The 19,488-nt window shown below is 42.9% G+C and carries 15 protein-coding genes; 6 read left to right on the top strand and 9 right to left on the bottom strand.

Annotated elements, in window-relative coordinates:
• The first annotated feature begins 110 nt into the window (after nt 1-110).
• Nucleotides 111-1,988 carry a DNA-directed RNA polymerase subunit gamma gene (locus G1O98_RS11645; protein ID WP_012411285.1) on the top strand — a complete coding sequence of 626 codons (1,878 nt, stop codon included), beginning with the start codon at nt 111-113 and terminating at the stop codon, nt 1,986-1,988.
• A 120-nt stretch (nt 1,989-2,108) separates the two neighbouring features.
• Nucleotides 2,109-6,158, top strand: coding sequence for a DNA-directed RNA polymerase subunit beta'' (locus G1O98_RS11640; RefSeq protein ID WP_163928963.1), 4,050 nt, complete (start codon nt 2,109-2,111; stop codon nt 6,156-6,158).
• A gap of 145 nt (nt 6,159-6,303) precedes the next feature.
• Here G1O98_RS11640 and G1O98_RS11635 read toward each other — a convergent pair whose 3' ends face one another.
• From G1O98_RS11635 to G1O98_RS41110, 3 genes are all read right to left on the bottom strand, one after another.
• Nucleotides 6,304-6,876 carry a Uma2 family endonuclease gene (locus tag G1O98_RS11635; RefSeq protein ID WP_163928962.1) on the bottom strand — a complete coding sequence of 191 codons (573 nt, stop codon included), beginning with the start codon at nt 6,874-6,876 and terminating at the stop codon, nt 6,304-6,306.
• 134 nt (nt 6,877-7,010) lie between these two features.
• Nucleotides 7,011-8,399, bottom strand: a complete 1,389-nt coding sequence (locus G1O98_RS11630) for a DUF3370 domain-containing protein (protein ID WP_163928987.1) — start codon at nt 8,397-8,399, stop codon at nt 7,011-7,013.
• Nucleotides 8,400-8,649: 250 nt separating this feature from the next.
• Nucleotides 8,650-8,817: a hypothetical protein gene (locus G1O98_RS41110; protein ID WP_322745173.1), complete on the bottom strand. Its 168-nt coding sequence runs from the start codon at nt 8,815-8,817 to the stop codon at nt 8,650-8,652.
• 174 nt (nt 8,818-8,991) lie between these two features.
• Here G1O98_RS41110 and hisH point away from each other — a divergent pair, with 174 nt between their 5' ends.
• Both hisH and rsmD read left to right on the top strand, forming a co-directional pair.
• Nucleotides 8,992-9,627 (top strand): imidazole glycerol phosphate synthase subunit HisH, encoded by a 636-nt coding sequence (gene hisH, locus G1O98_RS11620; RefSeq protein WP_012411289.1) that lies wholly within the window; start codon nt 8,992-8,994, stop codon nt 9,625-9,627.
• An 83-nt stretch (nt 9,628-9,710) separates the two neighbouring features.
• Entirely contained in the window at nt 9,711-10,259 is a 549-nt protein-coding gene (gene rsmD, locus G1O98_RS11615; RefSeq protein WP_012411290.1) for a 16S rRNA (guanine(966)-N(2))-methyltransferase RsmD, read from the top strand.
• A 156-nt stretch (nt 10,260-10,415) separates the two neighbouring features.
• Here the strand turns inward: rsmD and petG are convergent, their stop codons facing one another.
• Entirely contained in the window at nt 10,416-10,529 is a 114-nt protein-coding gene (gene petG / locus G1O98_RS39900) for a cytochrome b6-f complex subunit V (RefSeq protein ID WP_063721252.1), read from the bottom strand.
• A gap of 210 nt (nt 10,530-10,739) precedes the next feature.
• Here petG and G1O98_RS11605 point away from each other — a divergent pair, with 210 nt between their 5' ends.
• Nucleotides 10,740-11,114 (top strand): cytochrome c, encoded by a 375-nt coding sequence (locus G1O98_RS11605; protein WP_163928961.1) that lies wholly within the window; start codon nt 10,740-10,742, stop codon nt 11,112-11,114.
• Nucleotides 11,115-11,633: 519 nt separating this feature from the next.
• Here G1O98_RS11605 and G1O98_RS11600 read toward each other — a convergent pair.
• On the bottom strand, nt 11,634-12,335 hold the full coding sequence (locus G1O98_RS11600; RefSeq protein WP_163928960.1) for a Crp/Fnr family transcriptional regulator: 702 nt from the start codon (nt 12,333-12,335) through the stop codon (nt 11,634-11,636).
• Between the two features lie 2 nt (nt 12,336-12,337).
• The gene (locus G1O98_RS11595; protein WP_163928959.1) at nt 12,338-13,741 is read right to left on the bottom strand and encodes an amidase; all 1,404 of its coding nucleotides are present in this window, start codon (nt 13,739-13,741) and stop codon (nt 12,338-12,340) included.
• Nucleotides 13,742-13,942: 201 nt separating this feature from the next.
• Here G1O98_RS11595 and G1O98_RS11590 point away from each other — a divergent pair, with 201 nt between their 5' ends.
• Nucleotides 13,943-15,415, top strand: coding sequence for a hypothetical protein (locus G1O98_RS11590; protein ID WP_163928958.1), 1,473 nt, complete (start codon nt 13,943-13,945; stop codon nt 15,413-15,415).
• 176 nt (nt 15,416-15,591) lie between these two features.
• Here the strand turns inward: G1O98_RS11590 and map are convergent, their stop codons facing one another.
• The 3 genes from map to G1O98_RS11575 form a co-directional block, all read right to left on the bottom strand.
• Nucleotides 15,592-16,419 carry a type I methionyl aminopeptidase gene (gene map, locus G1O98_RS11585; protein WP_163928957.1) on the bottom strand — a complete coding sequence of 276 codons (828 nt, stop codon included), beginning with the start codon at nt 16,417-16,419 and terminating at the stop codon, nt 15,592-15,594.
• A gap of 440 nt (nt 16,420-16,859) precedes the next feature.
• Nucleotides 16,860-17,384: a cupredoxin domain-containing protein gene (locus G1O98_RS11580; RefSeq protein WP_243458411.1), complete on the bottom strand. Its 525-nt coding sequence runs from the start codon at nt 17,382-17,384 to the stop codon at nt 16,860-16,862.
• 101 nt (nt 17,385-17,485) lie between these two features.
• Nucleotides 17,486-19,488, bottom strand: a 2,003-nt coding sequence (locus G1O98_RS11575; RefSeq protein WP_163928956.1) for an insulinase family protein, incomplete at its 5' end; no start/stop codon positions are given.

Genomic DNA, 19,488 nt, shown 5'->3' with positions numbered 1-19,488 from the left:
GGGCATAGGGCATAGGGAATGGGAAAAATGCCCAATGCCCAATGCTCCGTTCCCAATGTTGTAAAACTAAATATACTCAAAACTCATAACTCGAAACTCAGCACTTAAGTATGAGACCTGCCCAAACTAATCAGTTTGACTACGTAAAAATCGGCTTGGCTTCCCCCGAACGCATTCGGCAGTGGGGCGAGAGAACATTGCCCAACGGTCAAGTAGTCGGTGAAGTTACCAAGCCAGAGACAATTAACTACCGAACTCTCAAGCCAGAGATGGATGGCTTATTTTGTGAGCGCATCTTTGGCCCAGCAAAAGATTGGGAATGCCATTGTGGTAAGTATAAAAGAGTTCGTCATAGAGGTATTGTCTGTGAGCGCTGTGGGGTAGAAGTCACCGAGTCACGGGTACGTCGCCACCGCATGGGCTATATTAAGCTCGCCGCACCAGTAGCTCACGTTTGGTATCTCAAAGGCATTCCTAGCTATATTTCCATCCTGTTGGATATGCCCTTGCGGGATGTCGAGCAGATTGTCTATTTCAACTCTTATGTTGTTTTGAGTCCTGGTAATGCCGAAACTTTAACTTACAAACAGCTACTGAGTGAAGACCAGTGGTTGGAAATAGAAGACCAAATTTATAGCGAAGATTCTGTGCTGCAAGGCGTAGAGGTAGGTATTGGGGCTGAAGCGCTGTTGCGTTTGCTTGCCGATATCAATTTGGAACAAGAAGCGGAAAGCCTACGCGAAGAAATTGGCAACGCCAAGGGACAAAAGAGAGCCAAGCTAATTAAGCGACTGCGGGTAATTGATAACTTTATCGCCACTGGTTCCAAACCAGAGTGGATGGTAATGGCAGTCATTCCCGTAATTCCGCCCGACTTGCGCCCAATGGTGCAGCTAGATGGCGGACGGTTTGCCACGAGCGATTTGAATGATTTGTATCGGCGGGTAATTAACCGCAACAATCGTTTGGCACGCTTACAGGAAATTTTGGCACCAGAAATTATCGTGCGGAACGAAAAGCGGATGCTGCAAGAAGCAGTGGATGCTTTGATTGACAATGGTCGTCGGGGACGCACTGTGGTAGGGGCAAATAATCGACCCCTGAAATCTTTGTCCGACATTATTGAGGGTAAGCAAGGACGTTTCCGACAAAACTTGTTAGGTAAACGGGTTGACTACTCTGGACGTTCGGTAATTGTGGTCGGGCCAAAGCTGAAAATTCACCAGTGCGGTTTGCCTAGAGAAATGGCAATTGAGCTATTTCAACCATTTGTGATTAACCGCCTGATTCGTAGCGGTATGGTAAATAACATCAAAGCTGCGAAAAAGCTGATATCGCGCAATGATCCGAGTGTTTGGGATGTGCTGGAAGAGGTGATTGAAGGACACCCTGTGATGCTAAACCGGGCACCAACATTGCACCGTTTGGGTATTCAGTCTTTTGAACCGATTTTGGTAGAAGGTAGAGCAATTCAACTGCATCCTCTGGTGTGTCCGGCGTTTAACGCCGACTTTGACGGCGACCAAATGGCGGTACACGTCCCTCTGTCATTAGAAAGTCAGGCTGAGGCGCGGTTGTTGATGTTGGCTTCTAACAATATTTTGTCGCCAGCTACGGGTAAACCCATCATCACGCCTAGCCAAGATATGGTGTTGGGAGCCTATTATTTAACAGCAGAAAATCCCGGTGCGACAAAAGGGGCAGGAAATTACTTTTCTTCGCTAGAGGATGTAATTATGGCTTTCCAGCAAGATCAAATTGACTTGCACGCCTATATTTACGTAAGGTTTGACGGCGAAATAGAATCAGACCAGCCGGATACAGAACCCGTGAAAGTGACGGAAAACGAGGATGGTACCCGCACATTACTCTATAAGTTCCGTCGAGTCAGACAAGACGCTAAGGGCAATGTACTTTCACAGTATATATACACAACTCCTGGTCGCGTTATTTACAACAATGCCATTCAGGAAGCACTAGCAAGTTAATTCGTAATTTCTAATTAGTAATTCGTAATTAATTCTTTAATTACGAATTACGTAGCTTGCTTCTCGCGTTTTGCGAGTATTACGAATTATTAATTATTGATGACTCAGGACTAATGATTAATGACTAACGAAAAAATGATTTTTCGCAATCGCGTGGTTGACAAAGGTCAACTGAGAAATTTAATTTCTTGGGCTTTTACGAATTATGGTACAGCGCGAACCGCAGTGATGGCGGACAAATTGAAAGATTTGGGATTCCGCTACGCTACCAAAGCAGGGGTTTCCATCAGTGTAGATGACTTGATGATACCACCAACTAAGCGATTACTCTTAGAAGCAGCCGAGGAAGAAATTCGCGCTACTGAAACCCGTTATCAACGGGGAGAGATCACTGAAGTAGAACGCTTCCAAAAGGTAATCGATACTTGGAATGGTACCAGTGAAGCTTTGAAAGATGAAGTAGTCGTTCACTTCAAGAAGACTAATCCCCTTAACTCCGTGTATATGATGGCATTCTCCGGGGCACGGGGTAACATCTCACAAGTCCGGCAGTTGGTGGGGATGCGGGGACTGATGGCAGATCCTCAAGGGGAAATTATCGATTTACCTATCAAAACCAACTTCCGTGAAGGGCTAACTGTGACGGAATACATTATTTCGTCTTACGGTGCCAGAAAAGGATTGGTGGATACTGCCTTACGGACGGCTGACTCTGGTTATCTCACCCGCCGATTGGTGGACGTTTCCCAGGATGTAATTATTCGGGAATTTGACTGTGGGACTACCAGAGGTCTTAGCATTCGACCAATGACAGAAGGTGCTAAAACCTTGATTCCTCTTGCAACTCGCTTGATGGGACGGGTAATTGGCGAAGATGTGGTGCATCCGGTCACAAAAGAATTGATTGCAGCACGCAATTCGCCAATTCCTGAAGACTTGGCAAAGAAAATTGAAAAGTCTGGGGTGGGAGAAGTTGTGGTGCGATCGCCCCTAACTTGTGAAGCCGCACGCTCTGTCTGTCAACACTGCTACGGCTGGAGTTTGGCACACGCCAAGATGGTGGACTTGGGCGAAGCTGTAGGGATTATTGCTGCCCAAAGTATCGGTGAACCTGGTACTCAGTTAACCATGCGGACATTCCACACTGGTGGGGTGTTTACTGGAGAAGTGGCACAACAAGTTCGTTCTAAAATCGATGGGACTGTCAAACTTCCCCGCAAACTGAAAACCAGAACATATCGTACCCGCCACGGGGAAGATGCCCTCTATGTTGAGGCTAATGGCATCATGCTTTTGGAGCCAACAAAAGTAGGTGATGTTACCCCAGAGAACCAAGAGGTTCATCTTACCCAAGGTTCAACACTATATGTATTTGATGGAAATAAGGTAAAACAAGGTCAGTTGTTGGCAGAGGTTGCCCTTGGTGGACGTACAACTCGGACTAATACAGAAAAAGCAGTTAAAGATGTAGCCTCTGACTTAGCAGGGGAAGTGCAATTTGCCGAAGTTGTTCCAGAACAAAAAACTGACCGTCAAGGCAATACCACAACCACAGCCGCACGCGGTGGTTTGATTTGGATTTTGTCTGGGGAAGTTTACAACTTGCCACCAGGGGCCGAATTGGTGGTGAAAAATGGTGATGCGATCGCTGCTAATGGAGTTTTAGCAGAAACCAAATTAGCCAGTTTACACGGCGGTGTGGTGCGCTTGCCAGAAGCTACACCAGGTAAGAGTACCAGAGAAATTGAGATTATCACTGCTTCTGTGGTTTTAGACCAGGCAACAGTGACAGTCCAAAGTTCTCAAGGTCGTAATAACTACTTAGTATCTACTGGCAACAACCAGGTATTTAACCTCCGAGCTACACCAGGCACAAAAGTGCAAAATGGTCAAGTAGTAGCTGAGTTAATTGATGACCGCTATCGTACAACCACTGGTGGATTCCTGAAATTTGCTGGTGTCGAAGTCCAGAAAAAAGGTAAAGCCAAGCTGGGTTATGAAGTCGTGCAGGGCGGTACCTTGTTGTGGATTCCTGAAGAAAGCCACGAAGTTAATAAAGATATCTCCTTACTGTTGGTGGAAGACGGTCAGTTTGTGGAAGCTGGCACCGAAGTGGTGAAGGATATCTTCTGCCAAAACAGTGGTGTGGTAGAAGTGACCCAGAAAAACGACATCCTGCGGGAAGTTGTGGTGAAGCCAGGCGAACTGCTGATGGTGGACGATCCAGAATCAGTCATCGGGCGAGATAACACCTTCATCCAACCAGGTGAGGAATTCCAAGGTAATGTTGCCACGGAATTGCGTTATATCCAGTATGTGGAGACACCAGAAGGCCCTGCCCTGTTGAGTCGTCCAGTAGTCGAGTTTGCTGTACCAGATAATCCAGATGTGCCATCCACTACATCGGTAAGTCAACAAACCGGGCGATCTATTCAATTAAGAGCGGTGCAGAGACTACCTTACAAAGATTCAGAACGTGTCAAATCTGTTGAAGGTGTAGAACTACTGCGAACCCAGCTAGTGCTGGAAATTGAGCAAGAAGGGGAACAAGACCATAATGCTTCACCCCTGGCAGCAGATATTGAATTAGTAGAGGATACTGAAGACCCAGAAGTTCAACGTTTACAACTGGTAATTTTGGAATCCTTGGTAATTCGTCGAGACATTACCGCCGATGCCACCCAAGGTAGCACCCAGACCACACTTGAGGTATACGATGGGTTAACCATCGCCCCAGGTTCTGTAGTCGCACGTACCCAAATCTTGTGTAAAGAAGGTGGGGAAGTACGAGGTGTCCGCAAAGGAACCGAAAACGTGCGTCGCTGCTTAGTGTTGCGTGACGCTGACAGGCTCACCATTAATACTAGTACTCAACCAAAGGTGAAAGTGGGTGACTTGCTAGTAGAAGGTACAGAACTTGCTCCTGGAGTTTTTGCTCCAGAATCAGGGCAAGTAGTGGATATCAAAAGTGCCGCTGCTGCATCTGGTGGGGAATCAGCTCTGAGTACTAAAAACTACGTTGTTACTACCCGTATCGGTCGCCCTTATCGAGTCAGCCCTGGTGCTGTGTTGCAGATAGAAGACGGCGATTTGGTACAACGGGGTGATAACTTGGTGTTGCTGGTGTTTGAACGCGCCAAAACCGGAGATATCATTCAAGGTTTGCCTCGGATTGAGGAACTACTTGAAGCTCGTAAACCGAAAGAAGCCTGTATTTTGTGTCGGCGGGGCGGAGAAGTTAAGGTAGTTTACGCTGAAAGTGGTGATGAAGCGATCGCTATTAAGGTCGTAGAATCAAATGGCGTGGTGACAGATTATCCTCTGGGCCCTGGACAAAACTTGATTGTGCCAGATGGCTCAATAGTATTAGCGGGACAACCGTTAACTGATGGGCCATCTAATCCCCACGAAATTTTGGAAATCTTCTTTAGCCTTGGTTCCGAAGACGGAATCTATGCTTGTGCTAGCCTTGCCTTGCAGAAGGTACAGACATTCTTAGTGAATGAAGTGCAAATGGTGTATCAGTCTCAAGGGATTGATATTTCCGATAAGCACATTGAAGTAATTGTTCGCCAGATGACCAACAAGGTCAGGATTGATGATGGTGGTGACACCACCATGCTTCCCGGCGAATTGGTAGAACTGCGCCAAGTTGAGCAGGTGAACGAAGCTATGGCAATTACAGGCGGTGCGAGGGCACAGTATACCCCAGTATTGTTAGGTATCACCAAAGCATCGTTGAACACTGATAGCTTTATCTCCGCCGCATCATTCCAAGAGACAACACGGGTACTTACCGAAGCAGCTATCGAAGGCAAATCTGACTGGCTGCGCGGATTAAAGGAAAACGTGATTATCGGCCGATTGATTCCGGCTGGTACTGGATACAATACCTATGAAGAACCCGGTGCGATCGATGATTATGCTGCTGAGATTAGCAGTAGTGTCTTGGATGAAGTTGATGATCCTCTGGATATGGTCTTAGATGACCGCACAGCTCGTACCTATAATTTAGATTCTCCTACTCTTGGGGAATCTGGTTTTGGTAGCAGACGTGCAGAGAGGTCAGTTCTGGATGATGAAGATGAATTAATCGCCGATGAAGTCGTAGATGACGACGATTTCGAGGAAGAAGAGGAAGACGACGAGGATGATTTCGACGACGAATAGAGACTTGAAATTTCGCGTCTCTATTAAAATGTAAAAAGTAAAAAGGCAAAAGAAATTTTCTTTTGCCTTTTTATTTTGCTTTATAAAAACACATTTTTAAATCCTCAAAGTTCTGGTTTCTGGCTTTTAAGCTAGAGTCAGTCAATCACAGCGATTCAAAAGTAACATCCTCATAGAAATCTGCAACAGCACACCGAAAATCCACACTTGCCAGATGAATTATATCTTCTTTTTCATAAGGATAAAGTACCCATTGGCTCTCTGGGTTACGGCGAAAACACTCAACATTTAATCGAGTTTGACTTATAAGTACATATTCCTGAAGTGATTCCATCTGTCGGTAGTCAGCAAATTTATCACCTCGGTCAAAGGCTTCTGTTGTCGGAGATAGCACTTCTACAATTAAGCGAGGGTAACGCAGAAAGTTGTTAAAAGCTCTATCTCGTTGGTCACAACTTACCATCACATCGGGGTAGTAATAGATATTAATCGACTCAATATGTGCTTTAGTATCTGAGATATAAGCCTGACAACCACTCCCGCGCAAATGATTTCTTAGCATAGCAAACACATTTCCGCTAATAATTACATGGGTATTACTTGCTTCTGCCATTGCATAAACCTGTCCCTGTCTATATTCATGCTTCATAGGACTAGTTTCTTCTCCTTTGAGATAGTCTTCTGGAGAAATATAGCTAGAATTTGGAGTTGCAACCATCTGTAATGACCTTGTGTGATGTCTTATATCTAGTTTAAAAGAAGCTTGACGGCTAAATTATTGAGTCACAGTTGCCAGAAATTGCCAAGGTAATTGGTAATTAGAGAAAAGCTATACCAATTACCCATCATTTATTACCGACTTTGTGTCTGAGTTGACACTGTTAATACTTGCGGTGGTGTGGCATCTGGTGGATAGAGAAAGTCTACTTCTACTAAGGAGCGATCGCCAGCTTTCATATTTAATAAAACTAAGGGTTCCCCTGGTTGACCTCTCTTTTGTACTAAATGCACAAACTTAGTTTGCGGCTGATTTTGCTCATCTTTGTAACGTACCCGCACTGTCCCTCGGAAAAATACTTCACGGGCTGGTGTACTCAGAAAGCGTAACCCTGGTTTGACTAGCTGATTCTCCTTCAGTGGGGTTTGTATGGATACACTCACAGTTTGAGGACTTTGAGTATTGTTGTATAGCGGCAACTTGAGATTATATTGAATTCCATAGTTGCCATGAGCGCGATATGCGGTGTCAGGATAGCGCACCAGCATAGTAGCACTTTGTATTTGACCAGTTCCTAACATACCGCCATGTAGGGTACTCAGGGCGTAAGAAAACACTTGACCAGGCTGGGGAATAGTTAAATACCTAGCTTTAGGCTTATCTACTAATAAGGCTCTCCATCGTGAACCAGCAGCCACTCCAGCAACACGCCCATAAATTCTTGGTTTACCTGTTTCCTCTAAGGGAGTGGGTGCTTTATCCCGTGGCCCAGCTAAATCACCATTATTTAGTAAATTCTGCCACTCTTCTAAAGTAGGCGATCGCTCACTGCCATCAGGATTCACCCGTGCAAACATCGCTAGGCTAGCTGCATAGACAGTGCCATTACTTTGCAATCGGAGCAATGTTGACCGACCATTCAGAGGTGGTGTCAATCCCTGTACAGGAATTGGTAAATTTAGTAACATCCGACTTTGCTTTGCTGGAATCTCAATTTGGGCGGGGAAAATCTCTTGTCGTCGTCCCCGCAGCACATCAGACATGACGCGATCGCCTGGGCCAGCAAAAATTGTCCCTAAAGGATTTTCGCTAAAAGATGGTAATTGAATAAATGGTGCATCCGGTTGACTCAAATAACTCGCTGCCTGCCAAATATTCACCTTTACTGCTTCCGAACTAGGGTTATGCAAAATTATCCCTAAATAGAGTGATGTCTCCGACGGGCTACGCCTACGCAAATTCTCTGATGGTTCAGCTCTAGCAACGTGATGGGCAAAAATATCAAATCGTCCCCGAAAGGGAAAATTTAGATGCGCTGTTGGCACTTTTTTGCCATCTGGTGGAAAAGTGGAGAGTAAAATTCCTTCTTTCAACACCAATTCTGGACTATTACTGTTAAAAGTTGGCACTGTATCCAATTGACCTGGTAAAGGACGTACTTCTTGTGTTTGTACGACTTCTTCAGGTGGTTGTGTCGCAGGAGTTGATTGAGCAATTGGGAAAATTAGTAACAATGGCAACATATACTTAGATATTTCTTTCACCATACAGACATTAACAACTTGATGAAAGTGCCTGTTTGTTAATAATTAATACGAAATCTGCAAGAACTCCCATCAAATTTTCTTGATTTAGAACCGGAATGTGGGTAAAAAGACAACGGCTTGTAAGTTGATTTTGGTCTAAGTATTCCAAGCCTAAATAGTAAAAACAAATTGACCGCAGTCGTGGCTAATCTGAATTGATGCTTCTTTCGCCACTAATTTTTCTATATCAACTTCTAATTTCTCCACAGCTAGTAAATGCTTCCACACTTAATTGTGTAAGGATTGCAGCCTGCTCACAACAGATAATGTCTTCAGGTTGAATTGCATTGATTTTTTCCATTACCTGAGTATTGGCAAGTTGGACATCTACGGGTAACTGGCGTAAAAAACTCAAGTCATCTGGTATCAGATCGAGTTTGGTAACTTCAAGTAATAAATCATCAGAAGAATTTTGACTGTTGATCTTTTAGGCAAATGTCAAAAGAAGTTAATAGAATTCTTTTCTTCATAACAAATATTATTTAGAATAGAAAAACCCTCCATTAATAAATTTACAAGGAGCAGGTAAATGCCAGTAATTGCGGTCGTAGACTACGAGATGGGAAATTTGCACTCAGTCTGTAAGGGGTTGGAAAAAGCTGGGGCAACTCCTAATGTTACTTATTCTCCAAAGGAATTAGAGCAGGCAGATGCAATAGTTCTGCCGGGAGTGGGAGCATTTGATCCAGCAGTACAACACCTGCGAGCGCGTGGTTTGGAACAACCTATTAAAGATGCGATCGCATCTGGTAAACCTTTTTTAGGAATTTGTTTAGGATTGCAAATTCTCTTTGAATCAAGTGCAGAAGGTACCCAACCAGGACTAGGAATTATCAAAGGAAAAGTGCGCCGATTTCGTCCAGAACCTGACATCACTATTCCTCACATGGGTTGGAATCAGCTGGAAATGACTCAGGCAAAAAGTATTTTGTGGGAGCATTTGCCGTCCGATCCTTGGGTATATTTTGTCCATTCTTACTATGTTGACCCAATAGACCCGCTAATCCGTGCAGCAACCATCACCCACGGTACTCAAACCGTCACAGCTGCGATCGCTCACGAAAATCTGATGGCAGTTCAATTTCACCCCGAAAAATCATCTAATATTGGATTGCAAATCTTGTCTAATTTTGTTGCTCAAGTCCGTGAAAAAATTCCTGCCTAATCTATTTTTGTCATTTGTTCTTTGTCCTTTGTCTAAAATTAATGACCAATGACTAATGACTAATGACCAATGACTAATAACCAATGAGCCTGAGAATTTACGGTAATCGCCAGCTAAAAACTTTACCAGGGAAAGAAACTAGACCTACCAGTGCGCGGGTAAGGGAGGCAGTCTTTAATATTTGGCAGGGAGAAATTGCAGGTTGTCGCTGGCTAGATTTGTGCGCCGGTACTGGTTCAATGGGCGCAGAAGCTTTGTGTAGAGGAGCTAGCCTAGCAGTGGGAATTGAACAATCAAGCCGAGCCTGTGCCACTATCCAACAAAATTGGCAGCAGGTAGCTAATGCCGACGAGCAAGAATTTCGGGTATTGCGGGGAGATATTACGCAGCAGTTAAAGACTTTATCAGGCAAGCAATTCGATAGAATTTACTTTGATCCACCTTATGCCAGTGGATTGTTCCAACCAGTATTAGAAGCGATCGCTCACTATCAACTTTTAGATCCTAGTGGCGAAATCGCAGTTGAACACGCCTCACAAGGTTGGACACCGCCAGAGATTCCCTCTTGGGAAATTTGCCGCGAGAAGGTTTACGGCAACACATCACTTACTTTCTACAGAATTGTGCAATGAGACGATAAGGGAGTGGAAAAGATAAGGGAGAGAGGGGAGAAAAATTGCTTCTTTGTCCTTCATAGTCCCCTTGTCTCCCCTACTCAGCACGGGCTAAACCCTAGCTATCCGCTAACAGCACAGGCTAAATGCCCCGCTACAGCTAATAAAACTCCCTCAACCGCCCAACTGATTGGGGCGCTTGTATTGCTTATAGGCAGCGTAAAACAGTCCGGCGAGGGTGACGAAAACTAGACCAAGGACAATACCTGATAGCAGGGGTTCAACCACTGGAAATCTCCTCTTTGTAATGATTAAATATTCGTTGCCTGTTTTTGATTTTACCAAATTTAGTATGAATCCTGCGTCCTATAGACTTTTTGAAGGGCAACTGCTCAGAAAAAAATAGTCTTCTGTGCTTGCAGACAAGATCAAGAACTTTTAAGCTATGTGTAGGAAAAGAAAACTTTTTAGCACACCTAGACTTTCACCGCAAACCTTTTGGATAACCAGATTACCAAACCTGAAATTTTGATTCAGCGCATCGTTTTATTGACGCTGGCCATACTGCTATCAGTCCCTTTGGGCTTTTTTGGTGTTCAGTTGGTTCAAGCCTCCGATCCTTATGTCAAGAGTGTTTTATCTCTAACAGGAAACCCAGTTCAAGGACACGCGATCTTTCAAATTAACTGTGCTGGTTGTCATGGTTTGGAAGCAGACGGGCGAGTAGGGCCAAGTTTGCAGGCTGTTTCCAAGCATAAGTCTCAATATGGATTGATTCACCAGGTAATCAGTGGCGAAACCCCGCCAATGCCAAAATTCCAGCCTAGCACCCAAGAAATGGCCGATCTTTTGAGCTATTTAGAGTCGTTGTAAACGTTAAATTTTTCGGGTTGCGGGATACGTGTAGCAGATTTCAAGTTGGGTATTGTATACAAGCTAAGTTTCAAAGCCAGGAATAAAGCGTGTTTAACTTCCGTTAGCGTAGCCCATTCTGAATTATGACTCTTAAATTCTGTTGTAAATCCCTTATGGAAAAAGGCAATACATCAAAATGTTACCTTTTTCGATCTGAGAACTTACGCAAAACTACACGCGGCAGGGGCAATACCCTGCGGGTTCGCTGAAAGCGTTCTCGTAAGAGTAGCCGCTTCTCTACGAGACGCTCCGCGAATGCGTCTACATGAATTGCCCCTACCGGAGAATAAAGATTTGGACCAATACTTTTCGGGTTTTGGGGAAAAGGGGAAAGGGAAAGGGTTTGAATTTCCCTTTCCCCATTGCCCTTTAACCTTTCCCAGACCAAAAGAGAGATTATTGGGTTTAACCGAAAAGTATTGAGGTTTGGGCTATTTTTTACCTAAGTCCTGAATTTCTGGAAACTTGTAATAAATATTATTGATCTATATTTCCAGAAGCGATCGCATCTAATTTCTTCGGATCGAGTATGATAATCGTCCCACCACGACGATAGCCAATTACTGACTTGAGACTTTTAATTAACCGCACACATTCTTCGTAAGTAATCCCGCTACTGCGAGCCATGCGATAATAAGACAATTTGACTTTTAAACACTCGCCTTGTGGACTTAATTCAGTTCCTGATTCGGCAGCAAAATATTGAATTAATCTGGCAAGGCGAACAATAGCTCTTTCAGAAACTAATCCGTGGACTGTCTCATGCAATTGCTGAATCCGATTGTTAAACACCATCAGCATTCGTAATGCAATTTCAGGGTTTTGTCCAATAGCTTTTAATAAAGCATCTCTCTCTATAGTGAGAATTTCACAATCAGATTCAGCAGTTACGGTTGCTGGGGAAATTCCATTGCCTAATAAAGCAGGAGCCGCAAAAATTTCCCCAGCCGCTAAGATGCGGAGAATCGTTTCTTTCCCCGTCATTGCTATTTTGGTAACTTGAATTTCTCCACTGGCAACAGCATAGAGTTTTGTTGGTAAGACATCACCCTCATGGAGAATAATCTCTCCTTTGCGATGGCGTTGCACCTGAGTGTAAGGTTGCAAATTTACTTTGTCTGCTGTTTCTAAACCTGCAAACACAATAATTTGCGAAAATTGTTCCAGGGATGCCTGCATGATTAGCCTGATATTGCAAAGGCTGGACGATGATGAATCCAAGGGTTCGCCGCTTCTAATTGTGCTGCTAGGTTGATGAGGGTAGCTTCAGCCGCAGGTTTACCAATTAGTTGCACACTTATGGGTAAACCATTACTATCAAACCCGACAGGAATTGCGATCGCAGGTTGTCCAGTTGCATTCGCAGGTGGACAAGGGGCAATCCACTCAATAATATTTTGGAATGTCTCTTCTGGACTCAGCGAAGCCCATTCTCCAACGCGGATAGGTGAATGGAGATAAACTGGCAATACCAGCACATCCACGGTATCGAAAAAGGCTACAATCTGTCGTGCCACAATCTGCATTTGGGAAACTGCTTGGAGGTACTGGGCAACAGAACCTGTGCGTGCAAATAGCCAACGATTTAATGGTTGCAAGGCTTCAACAGGAAGTCCTGACGCAGCTACCCCAGCTTGCCAAACGATTTGAAATGGTTCAACTAAACCGCTAAAATCTGGGGATTTCTGTTCAACGTGGTGGCCGAGTTGTTCTAATAACTGGACTGTTTGACGGACACCTTGCTGACAGTTAGCATCAGCTTCTCCCAAAGGAGAAATATTAGTATCAAAGGCAATTCGCAAAGCACCCAATTTTGTCTGAGTAGCAGCGAGAAATGATGGTTCCGGATCTGGCAACCAGTAAGGATCGCCTGTGACATAGCCAGATATAGTATCTAAAAGGGCAGCAGCATCAGCAACAGTCCGGGCAATGGGGCCGTTGACGGCAATTCCAGCGAGGCGTTCGCCTACGGGTGCTTTACTCACTCTGCCCCTGGATGGTTTAAGTCCCACCAAACCACAACAAGCCGCAGGGCCACGAATTGAACCACCGCCATCAGAACCTTGAGCGATCGCACACAATCCTGCTGCTACCGCCGCCGCCGCGCCACCACTGGAACCGCCAGGGGTATATTCTAAATTCCACGGATTTCTCGCTGGAGGAAAACCCGTAGGCTCACTGTATGGTAATGAACCTAATTCAGAAGTGGCTGTTTTACCAAGAATAGTAAACCCGGCTTGCTTAATCCGCGTTACAACACCATCATCATAGTTAGGGATATTGTTCAGTAATACTGGATTTCCATAAGTACAGGTAATATCAGCTACAGCGTTGAGGTCTTTAATGGAAATTGGCACACCAAAAAATGGCGGTAGTTCTGAGGTAGTTGTCAATAATTCTGTTTTGGCTTTGGCATCTGTGATCGCTAATTCTGCCGTCACCGTAAAATAACTTCCTAATTGGGGATTTAATTGCTCAATCCGTTCTAAATATATTTCTACCAACTCTAGGGGGGATACTTCCCGGCGACGAATTAATTGCGCCAACTCTAGTGCTGGGGTAAATGCTAAATCAACTTCATTCATAGGTTAGTGAATGGGTAATTTTGTCTTTTTCTGGGATTTTTAAACTGAAATTGTTACTTTACCAGGATTTACGGGAATTATACATTTTATAGATCCTAAGATTTGTCACTCAACTAGGATGCTTAGATGTGTGGTTATGTTCTGACTCCAGCTATTTTAATTGTTTCGCATAAACTTTCGACAAATCCCTAAGAGGTATTTATGGCTAACCTAGAAATACTTGTTAGCGAATTGCCAACACTAATTCAGAATCTAAAACTGACTATTGGCGATTCTAATAAAATCATGGAACAAATTATTTCGATCAATAATGCTCAAGAACAACTACGAAATATTAAAAAATTAATTGCTCAGGAATTGAGATTGGAGAACGTCAAAAATTCTGCGATCGCTACACTTCCTCGAATAGATACTGTAGCTAGTTTGTCTCTACCTAGTGTTGGATTAGTAGATCCAGCGATCGCAGACAAATTTGGACATTCAAAAACTAAAATTTCATTAACTGATTTACAATCCAAAATCGATGACTGGATAGAATGGGGTTATTTTTTGCAAGCAATAGCTGCTGATATTCTCAGTGATGATAGTTTAGTCAATCAACTAAATTCTGATATTAATCATCTCAGTTTATTTGCACAATTTCAGATAACTTCTGAGAATTTAAAAATCAACTTAGTCTGTGAAAAATCTCATATTTTAGAGGATCAAATTCAAAAAATTAATAATTGCCAAAATGAATTATTACAATTAAGACAGAAGTTAAATTATGTTTTTGATACTATTAAAAATAGTCGTAGCTTATTAAATATTTTATTAGGAGTGTCTGCTTTTTGTGGGAAATCTGGCTTTGCCTTAGAGTGGTTAGATGATGACCACGAATTAATTATATCGAGTGGTAGTAAATTTCAAGAATTGACCGATATTCTTAATGATTGCGATCATCTCCAAGAACAAATAGCTGTTTTAATTATTCAGGGTGACACTTTAAGGGAACAGGCAGAACAAGCCCTAAAAAAGATAGAACAAGAAAATCATAATAAAGCAACTATTAGCCAGCATATACAAATATCACCGAAGTTTTCGACACCCAAGATAGTAGGTTCGGTTTTGATCGTAGTCTCAAGTTTATTAGTCTTGGGTTTTGGTAGCTGGAAAATGAAAGAACAAAGTCTCCAATGGCAGCAGATGAATCTAAGTTTAACTCAAGAAGAAAGTGCAAATGCTAAGTTTAAATCTGCTCAAAAATTCGGTATGGAGGCTGCTGCTCTAGTTCAAAAACCACCACATCCTCTAAAAGTCTGGCAACAAGCAGAAACTAAATGGCATCAGGCAATTATATTATTAGATAGTATTCCTCATCAAACATCAGTTTATGACAGGGCAAACAAGAAATTAGCTTACTATCAGATTAACTATAAATCTATCAGTCAAAGAATCTTAGTAGAAAAGCAAGCCTTAGCAAACTTAGAATCAGCCCAAAAGCTAGCAATAGAAGCTAATTTATTTGTAAATAGTTCACCTCATTCGCTACTAGTTCGGCAACAAGCACAATACAAATGGGTGCAAGCAATCAATTTATTACAAGCTATTCCAGAGAGTACATCTGTCTCTGTACAAGCTAAAGAAATTCTTACTGTTTATAAAAATAATTATGCCGCTATTAGTCAAATATAGTAGTCCTAACTAAATGATTCGTGAAAAACTAGATACCGTAAGTTTTCACATATAAGATTGACTCATCTTTGCATCAATCTTATATGTGAGAACGAACCTAGCGTAAAAAATAAAGAGGCAAATTGTCATCTGGTGACACTTTCCCTCTCTTAACAACAGATAATTAAAACTAACAATTACACCTTAGAACGGTCAGTCAAAATCTCATAACCCGTGTCTGTAACTAACACTGTATGCTCAAACTGAGCCGACAAAGAATTATCCACAGTGACTGCTGTCCAACGGTCAGATAATGTCCGGGTGTGTCTAGAACCCGCATTTAAAATTGGCTCAATTGCCAGCGTCATCCCCGCACGGAGTTTAACATTTGGCATCTCGCGGGTACGGTAGTTGAATACTGAAGGTTCTTCGTGCAAGTTACGACCAACGCCGTGTCCAGTGAATTCTTCGACTATACTAAAGCCGTTCGCTTTCACATGGTCTTCAATTGCTCCAGCTAAGTCAAGTAGGTATACACCAGCCTTTACTTGTTCAATGCCCTTAAATAAAGCTTCTTCTGCTACGCGAATTAATTTAGCAGCTTCTTCTGTCACTTCACCGACAGCAATTGAAATGCAAGAATCACCATGAAAGCCTTGGTAATAAGCGCCAGTATCTACTTTTAATACATCTCCCACACGAATCACTTTTTTGGGGCTAGGAATGCCATGCACTGCTTCATTATTAATGCTGGAGCAGATAGAACCAGGAAAACCGTGATATCCTTTAAAACTCGGTGTTGCCCCCATTTCGCGGATGCGCTTTTCTGCGTGAGCATCCAAATCAGCCGTTGTCATTCCTGGCTTTACTAGCTCGGAAATTTCTTTTAAGACAGTTGCCACAATTGCCGATGATTGCCGCATGATTTCAATTTCACGCGGCGATTTAATTTCAATTCCTCGGCGTTGTTTTTTCGCAGGTGCAGGCTGAGTTGCTTGAGAAAGTAAGTTACTGAAAATGTTCATGGGAAATTAATAATTACTGTTGGCTTTGTCGATGAAGTATGAATGCTTTCTCTAGATTACTTGAGAAATAATATCTATAATTTAAGTTATTTCAATCCCTGATAAGGATTATTGCAGTTTAGTCACTAATGTATACAGAATAACATATTCACTTACTCCTGATATTTTAGACTTCAGACAAAATCGCCCTAACTTATTTTTCGCTCCCAACTAAACCTCATTTATGTTGAAACCTAGAGTTTTTTAAAAGATATATTTATGTAGGTTGGGTGGAGTGAAACGCAACCCAACATTACCACCAAAGTTTATGTTGGGTTATGCTATTGTTGCACCCAACCTACAAAACTACGGTTCTCAAGGTAGACGAGGTTTATACGATTTAGCTTAATTATCTTTAATTGAAACACTAGACGGCTATTAAATACTGAGTCGAACAATTTTTAGTTGTTGATGGCAATTTCTCCAGTCATGCCTGCTTCCGTATGTCCTGGTATTGAACAACGTAAGCCATAAGTTCCAGATTTTAAGGGCACAAATACCCATTCCGCCTCAGCACCCGGCTTGAGTTCCAGTTCGTGAATAGCTCCTTTAATTTCTACTTTGCCTGCTTGGACTTTTTGTGTCCAGATGCCATCGGCAAAGTCTTTAGCAGTAAAATAGTGCTTCAGTTGGCTAGGATTGGTAAGCCGAAGTTGATAGCGTTTGCCAGCCTCAAATTCCAGATGATTTGGCTCAAATTTGAGTTCGTTAGCCGAATTACCCAAGCTAATTGTAATTTCTGTGGCTGGTTGCTTAAGCAAATCACCAGACAAATTTGCCGCCATTACTGGAGTCGTAGTGATGAAATTTAAGCTTATTAACAACGTTAATATTACGTAGCTATGACGTAATATTTGCAGCCAATCAGTATTTGGAAAAGTCAGAGATGCAATTAAAATTTGGTATAAATGGTTGTAAATTTTCATTGGTAGTTCTCAAAAGGCAATGCTGATGAGCAGGAACAATTCATAGGTAGCAGGAAAAACCGCTTTACCTATTCTTTATTATCCATGGCCAGCGCCCATCTCTACCTAATGCTTTTCTCTGCTAACACAGATGGCCCAGCAGTAACAACTACGATTTGATCTGGGTGGAGTAATTCACGAGCCGCTTGATTAACTTGCTCAAAGGTGACTTTCTGAAGTTTGTCAGTAAAGGTATGCAATTCTACTTTATCTAGTCCATACACCTCATTCATCAGAATTCTATCTGTTAATTCTTCTGGGTTTGCCAGGGAAACGTTGTAGTTGCTGATGAGCGTGCGTTTAGCTGTTTCTACTTCTAGCGCAGTCACACCTTGTTGATGGATTTGCTGTAGTATTTGGCGAGTACTAGCGATCGCTTGACTAGTATCAGCTGGACTAGTTTGCATTTCTATCAAAAATGTGCCTGCATTCTTCCCGGCTTGGAAGTAGCTATAAATTCCATAGCTCAAACCTTGGCGATCGCGTACTTCTGCACCAAGTCTACTAGATAAAGTATCGCCTCCCAAAATCTGGTTCAATACTAAGGCTGCGTGAAACCGAGGATCGTAACGCTTAATACCTGTGTAACCCATATATGTCACTGCTTGGGCTTTGCCTGGTAAAACTGGGTTGACACTCACTATTTTCTCCGGCATTGATACCGGAGGATATTTTAATGTGGGTGCTTGGCCGCTAGCTTCCCAGTTACCAAACTCATTTTTAATGAGCGATCGCATTTTGTCTATATCAAAATCTCCCACCAGCGCTAACACTGTCGTATCTGGACGATAATGTTTAGCTTTGAAATCGATCACATCCTGGCGTTGAATCTGCTGTAAACTCTCCTCTGTGGGAAAAGTGTGTAAAGGATGTTTTTTCGGATAAATTGACTGCACAAATATTCTTCTGGCTACTTCTGCTGGCTCATCTAATTCCAGTTGCAGATCGGTTAAAGTTTGTTGGCGATGTAATTCCAATTCTTGTGCGGGAAAGGTACTATTTTTAACAACATCTGCCAATATTTCTAGAATTACTGGCAAATCCCCTGCTAAACTATCACCCTCGATATGTACACCTTCACGATGTACTTCAAAGTTGAGACTCGCCCCTCGTTCTGCCAATATTTTGGCAATAGTTAAGACATCTTTGCTCTTAGTACCATTTAGCAAATTATCTGCCACAAAAGCAGCTAATCCTGCTCGATCGTCTGGATCAAATTCTGTACCGGCTTGAATATAGCCGCTTAGAGTAACGGTGGGAGTACTATGATCGGGTAACAGTAATATCCGCAGCCCGTTAGTAAGTTTAAATTCCTGTGGTAGAACTTGGGCAATCGTATCTGTAGCTAAATCCACAGGCGGTAAGTATTTCACCACCTCAGAAGGAAGCACAGGCACGCCAGGAGAGAAATTTTCTGTCGTTTGGGCTGAGTCTGGTTTGTCGCCAACCCCTGTTATCTGCTTTTGAGTTGGTTCAAAAAAGCCTACTGTCCTGGCTTCTTTAGTAAGGTATTTGTTAATAACAGCGACAACATCCGTCGGCTTCACCAGACGAACGGCAGCCAAATAGCGGTCAGTGTAGCGATAATCACCACCAGTCGTCTCATCATTGCCCAATCGCATTGCTTGAGAGGTGATATCACGGTTACTCAAAATCACATCTGCTGTTAATTGGGTTTTGGCTCGTTCTACTTCCTCAGTTGTCACGCCTTTTTCTGCTACATTTGCGATCGCGCGACTCAACACTGAGTCAATTTTTTTCAAATCTTTTTTAGATCCAGCAGTCACCAAAATCTCATACCAGCCAGATTCTCGCAAACTGGTAACGGATGCTGTAACTTCACTAGCTAAACCTGATTCCACCAATGCCTGATAAAGTCTAGAATTCCGTCCTTCTGTAAAGATGTAATCCATCACATCCAACGCCGGCACATCTGGTTGATTTGCATCCGGTAGCGGATACACAACTTGTAACAGTCGCCCTGCTCCCGGTTCTCGCAACACTATAGGAGATGAGGAGAATGAAGAAGAAATAACTCCTGCCCCCTGGCCTCTGCCCCCTGCCC

The sequence above is a fragment of the Nostoc sp. UIC 10630 genome, assembly GCF_010747425.1.
GTDB lineage: Bacteria > Cyanobacteriota > Cyanobacteriia > Cyanobacteriales > Nostocaceae > Nostoc.
This window is presented reverse-complemented; position numbering and strand designations above follow the sequence as displayed.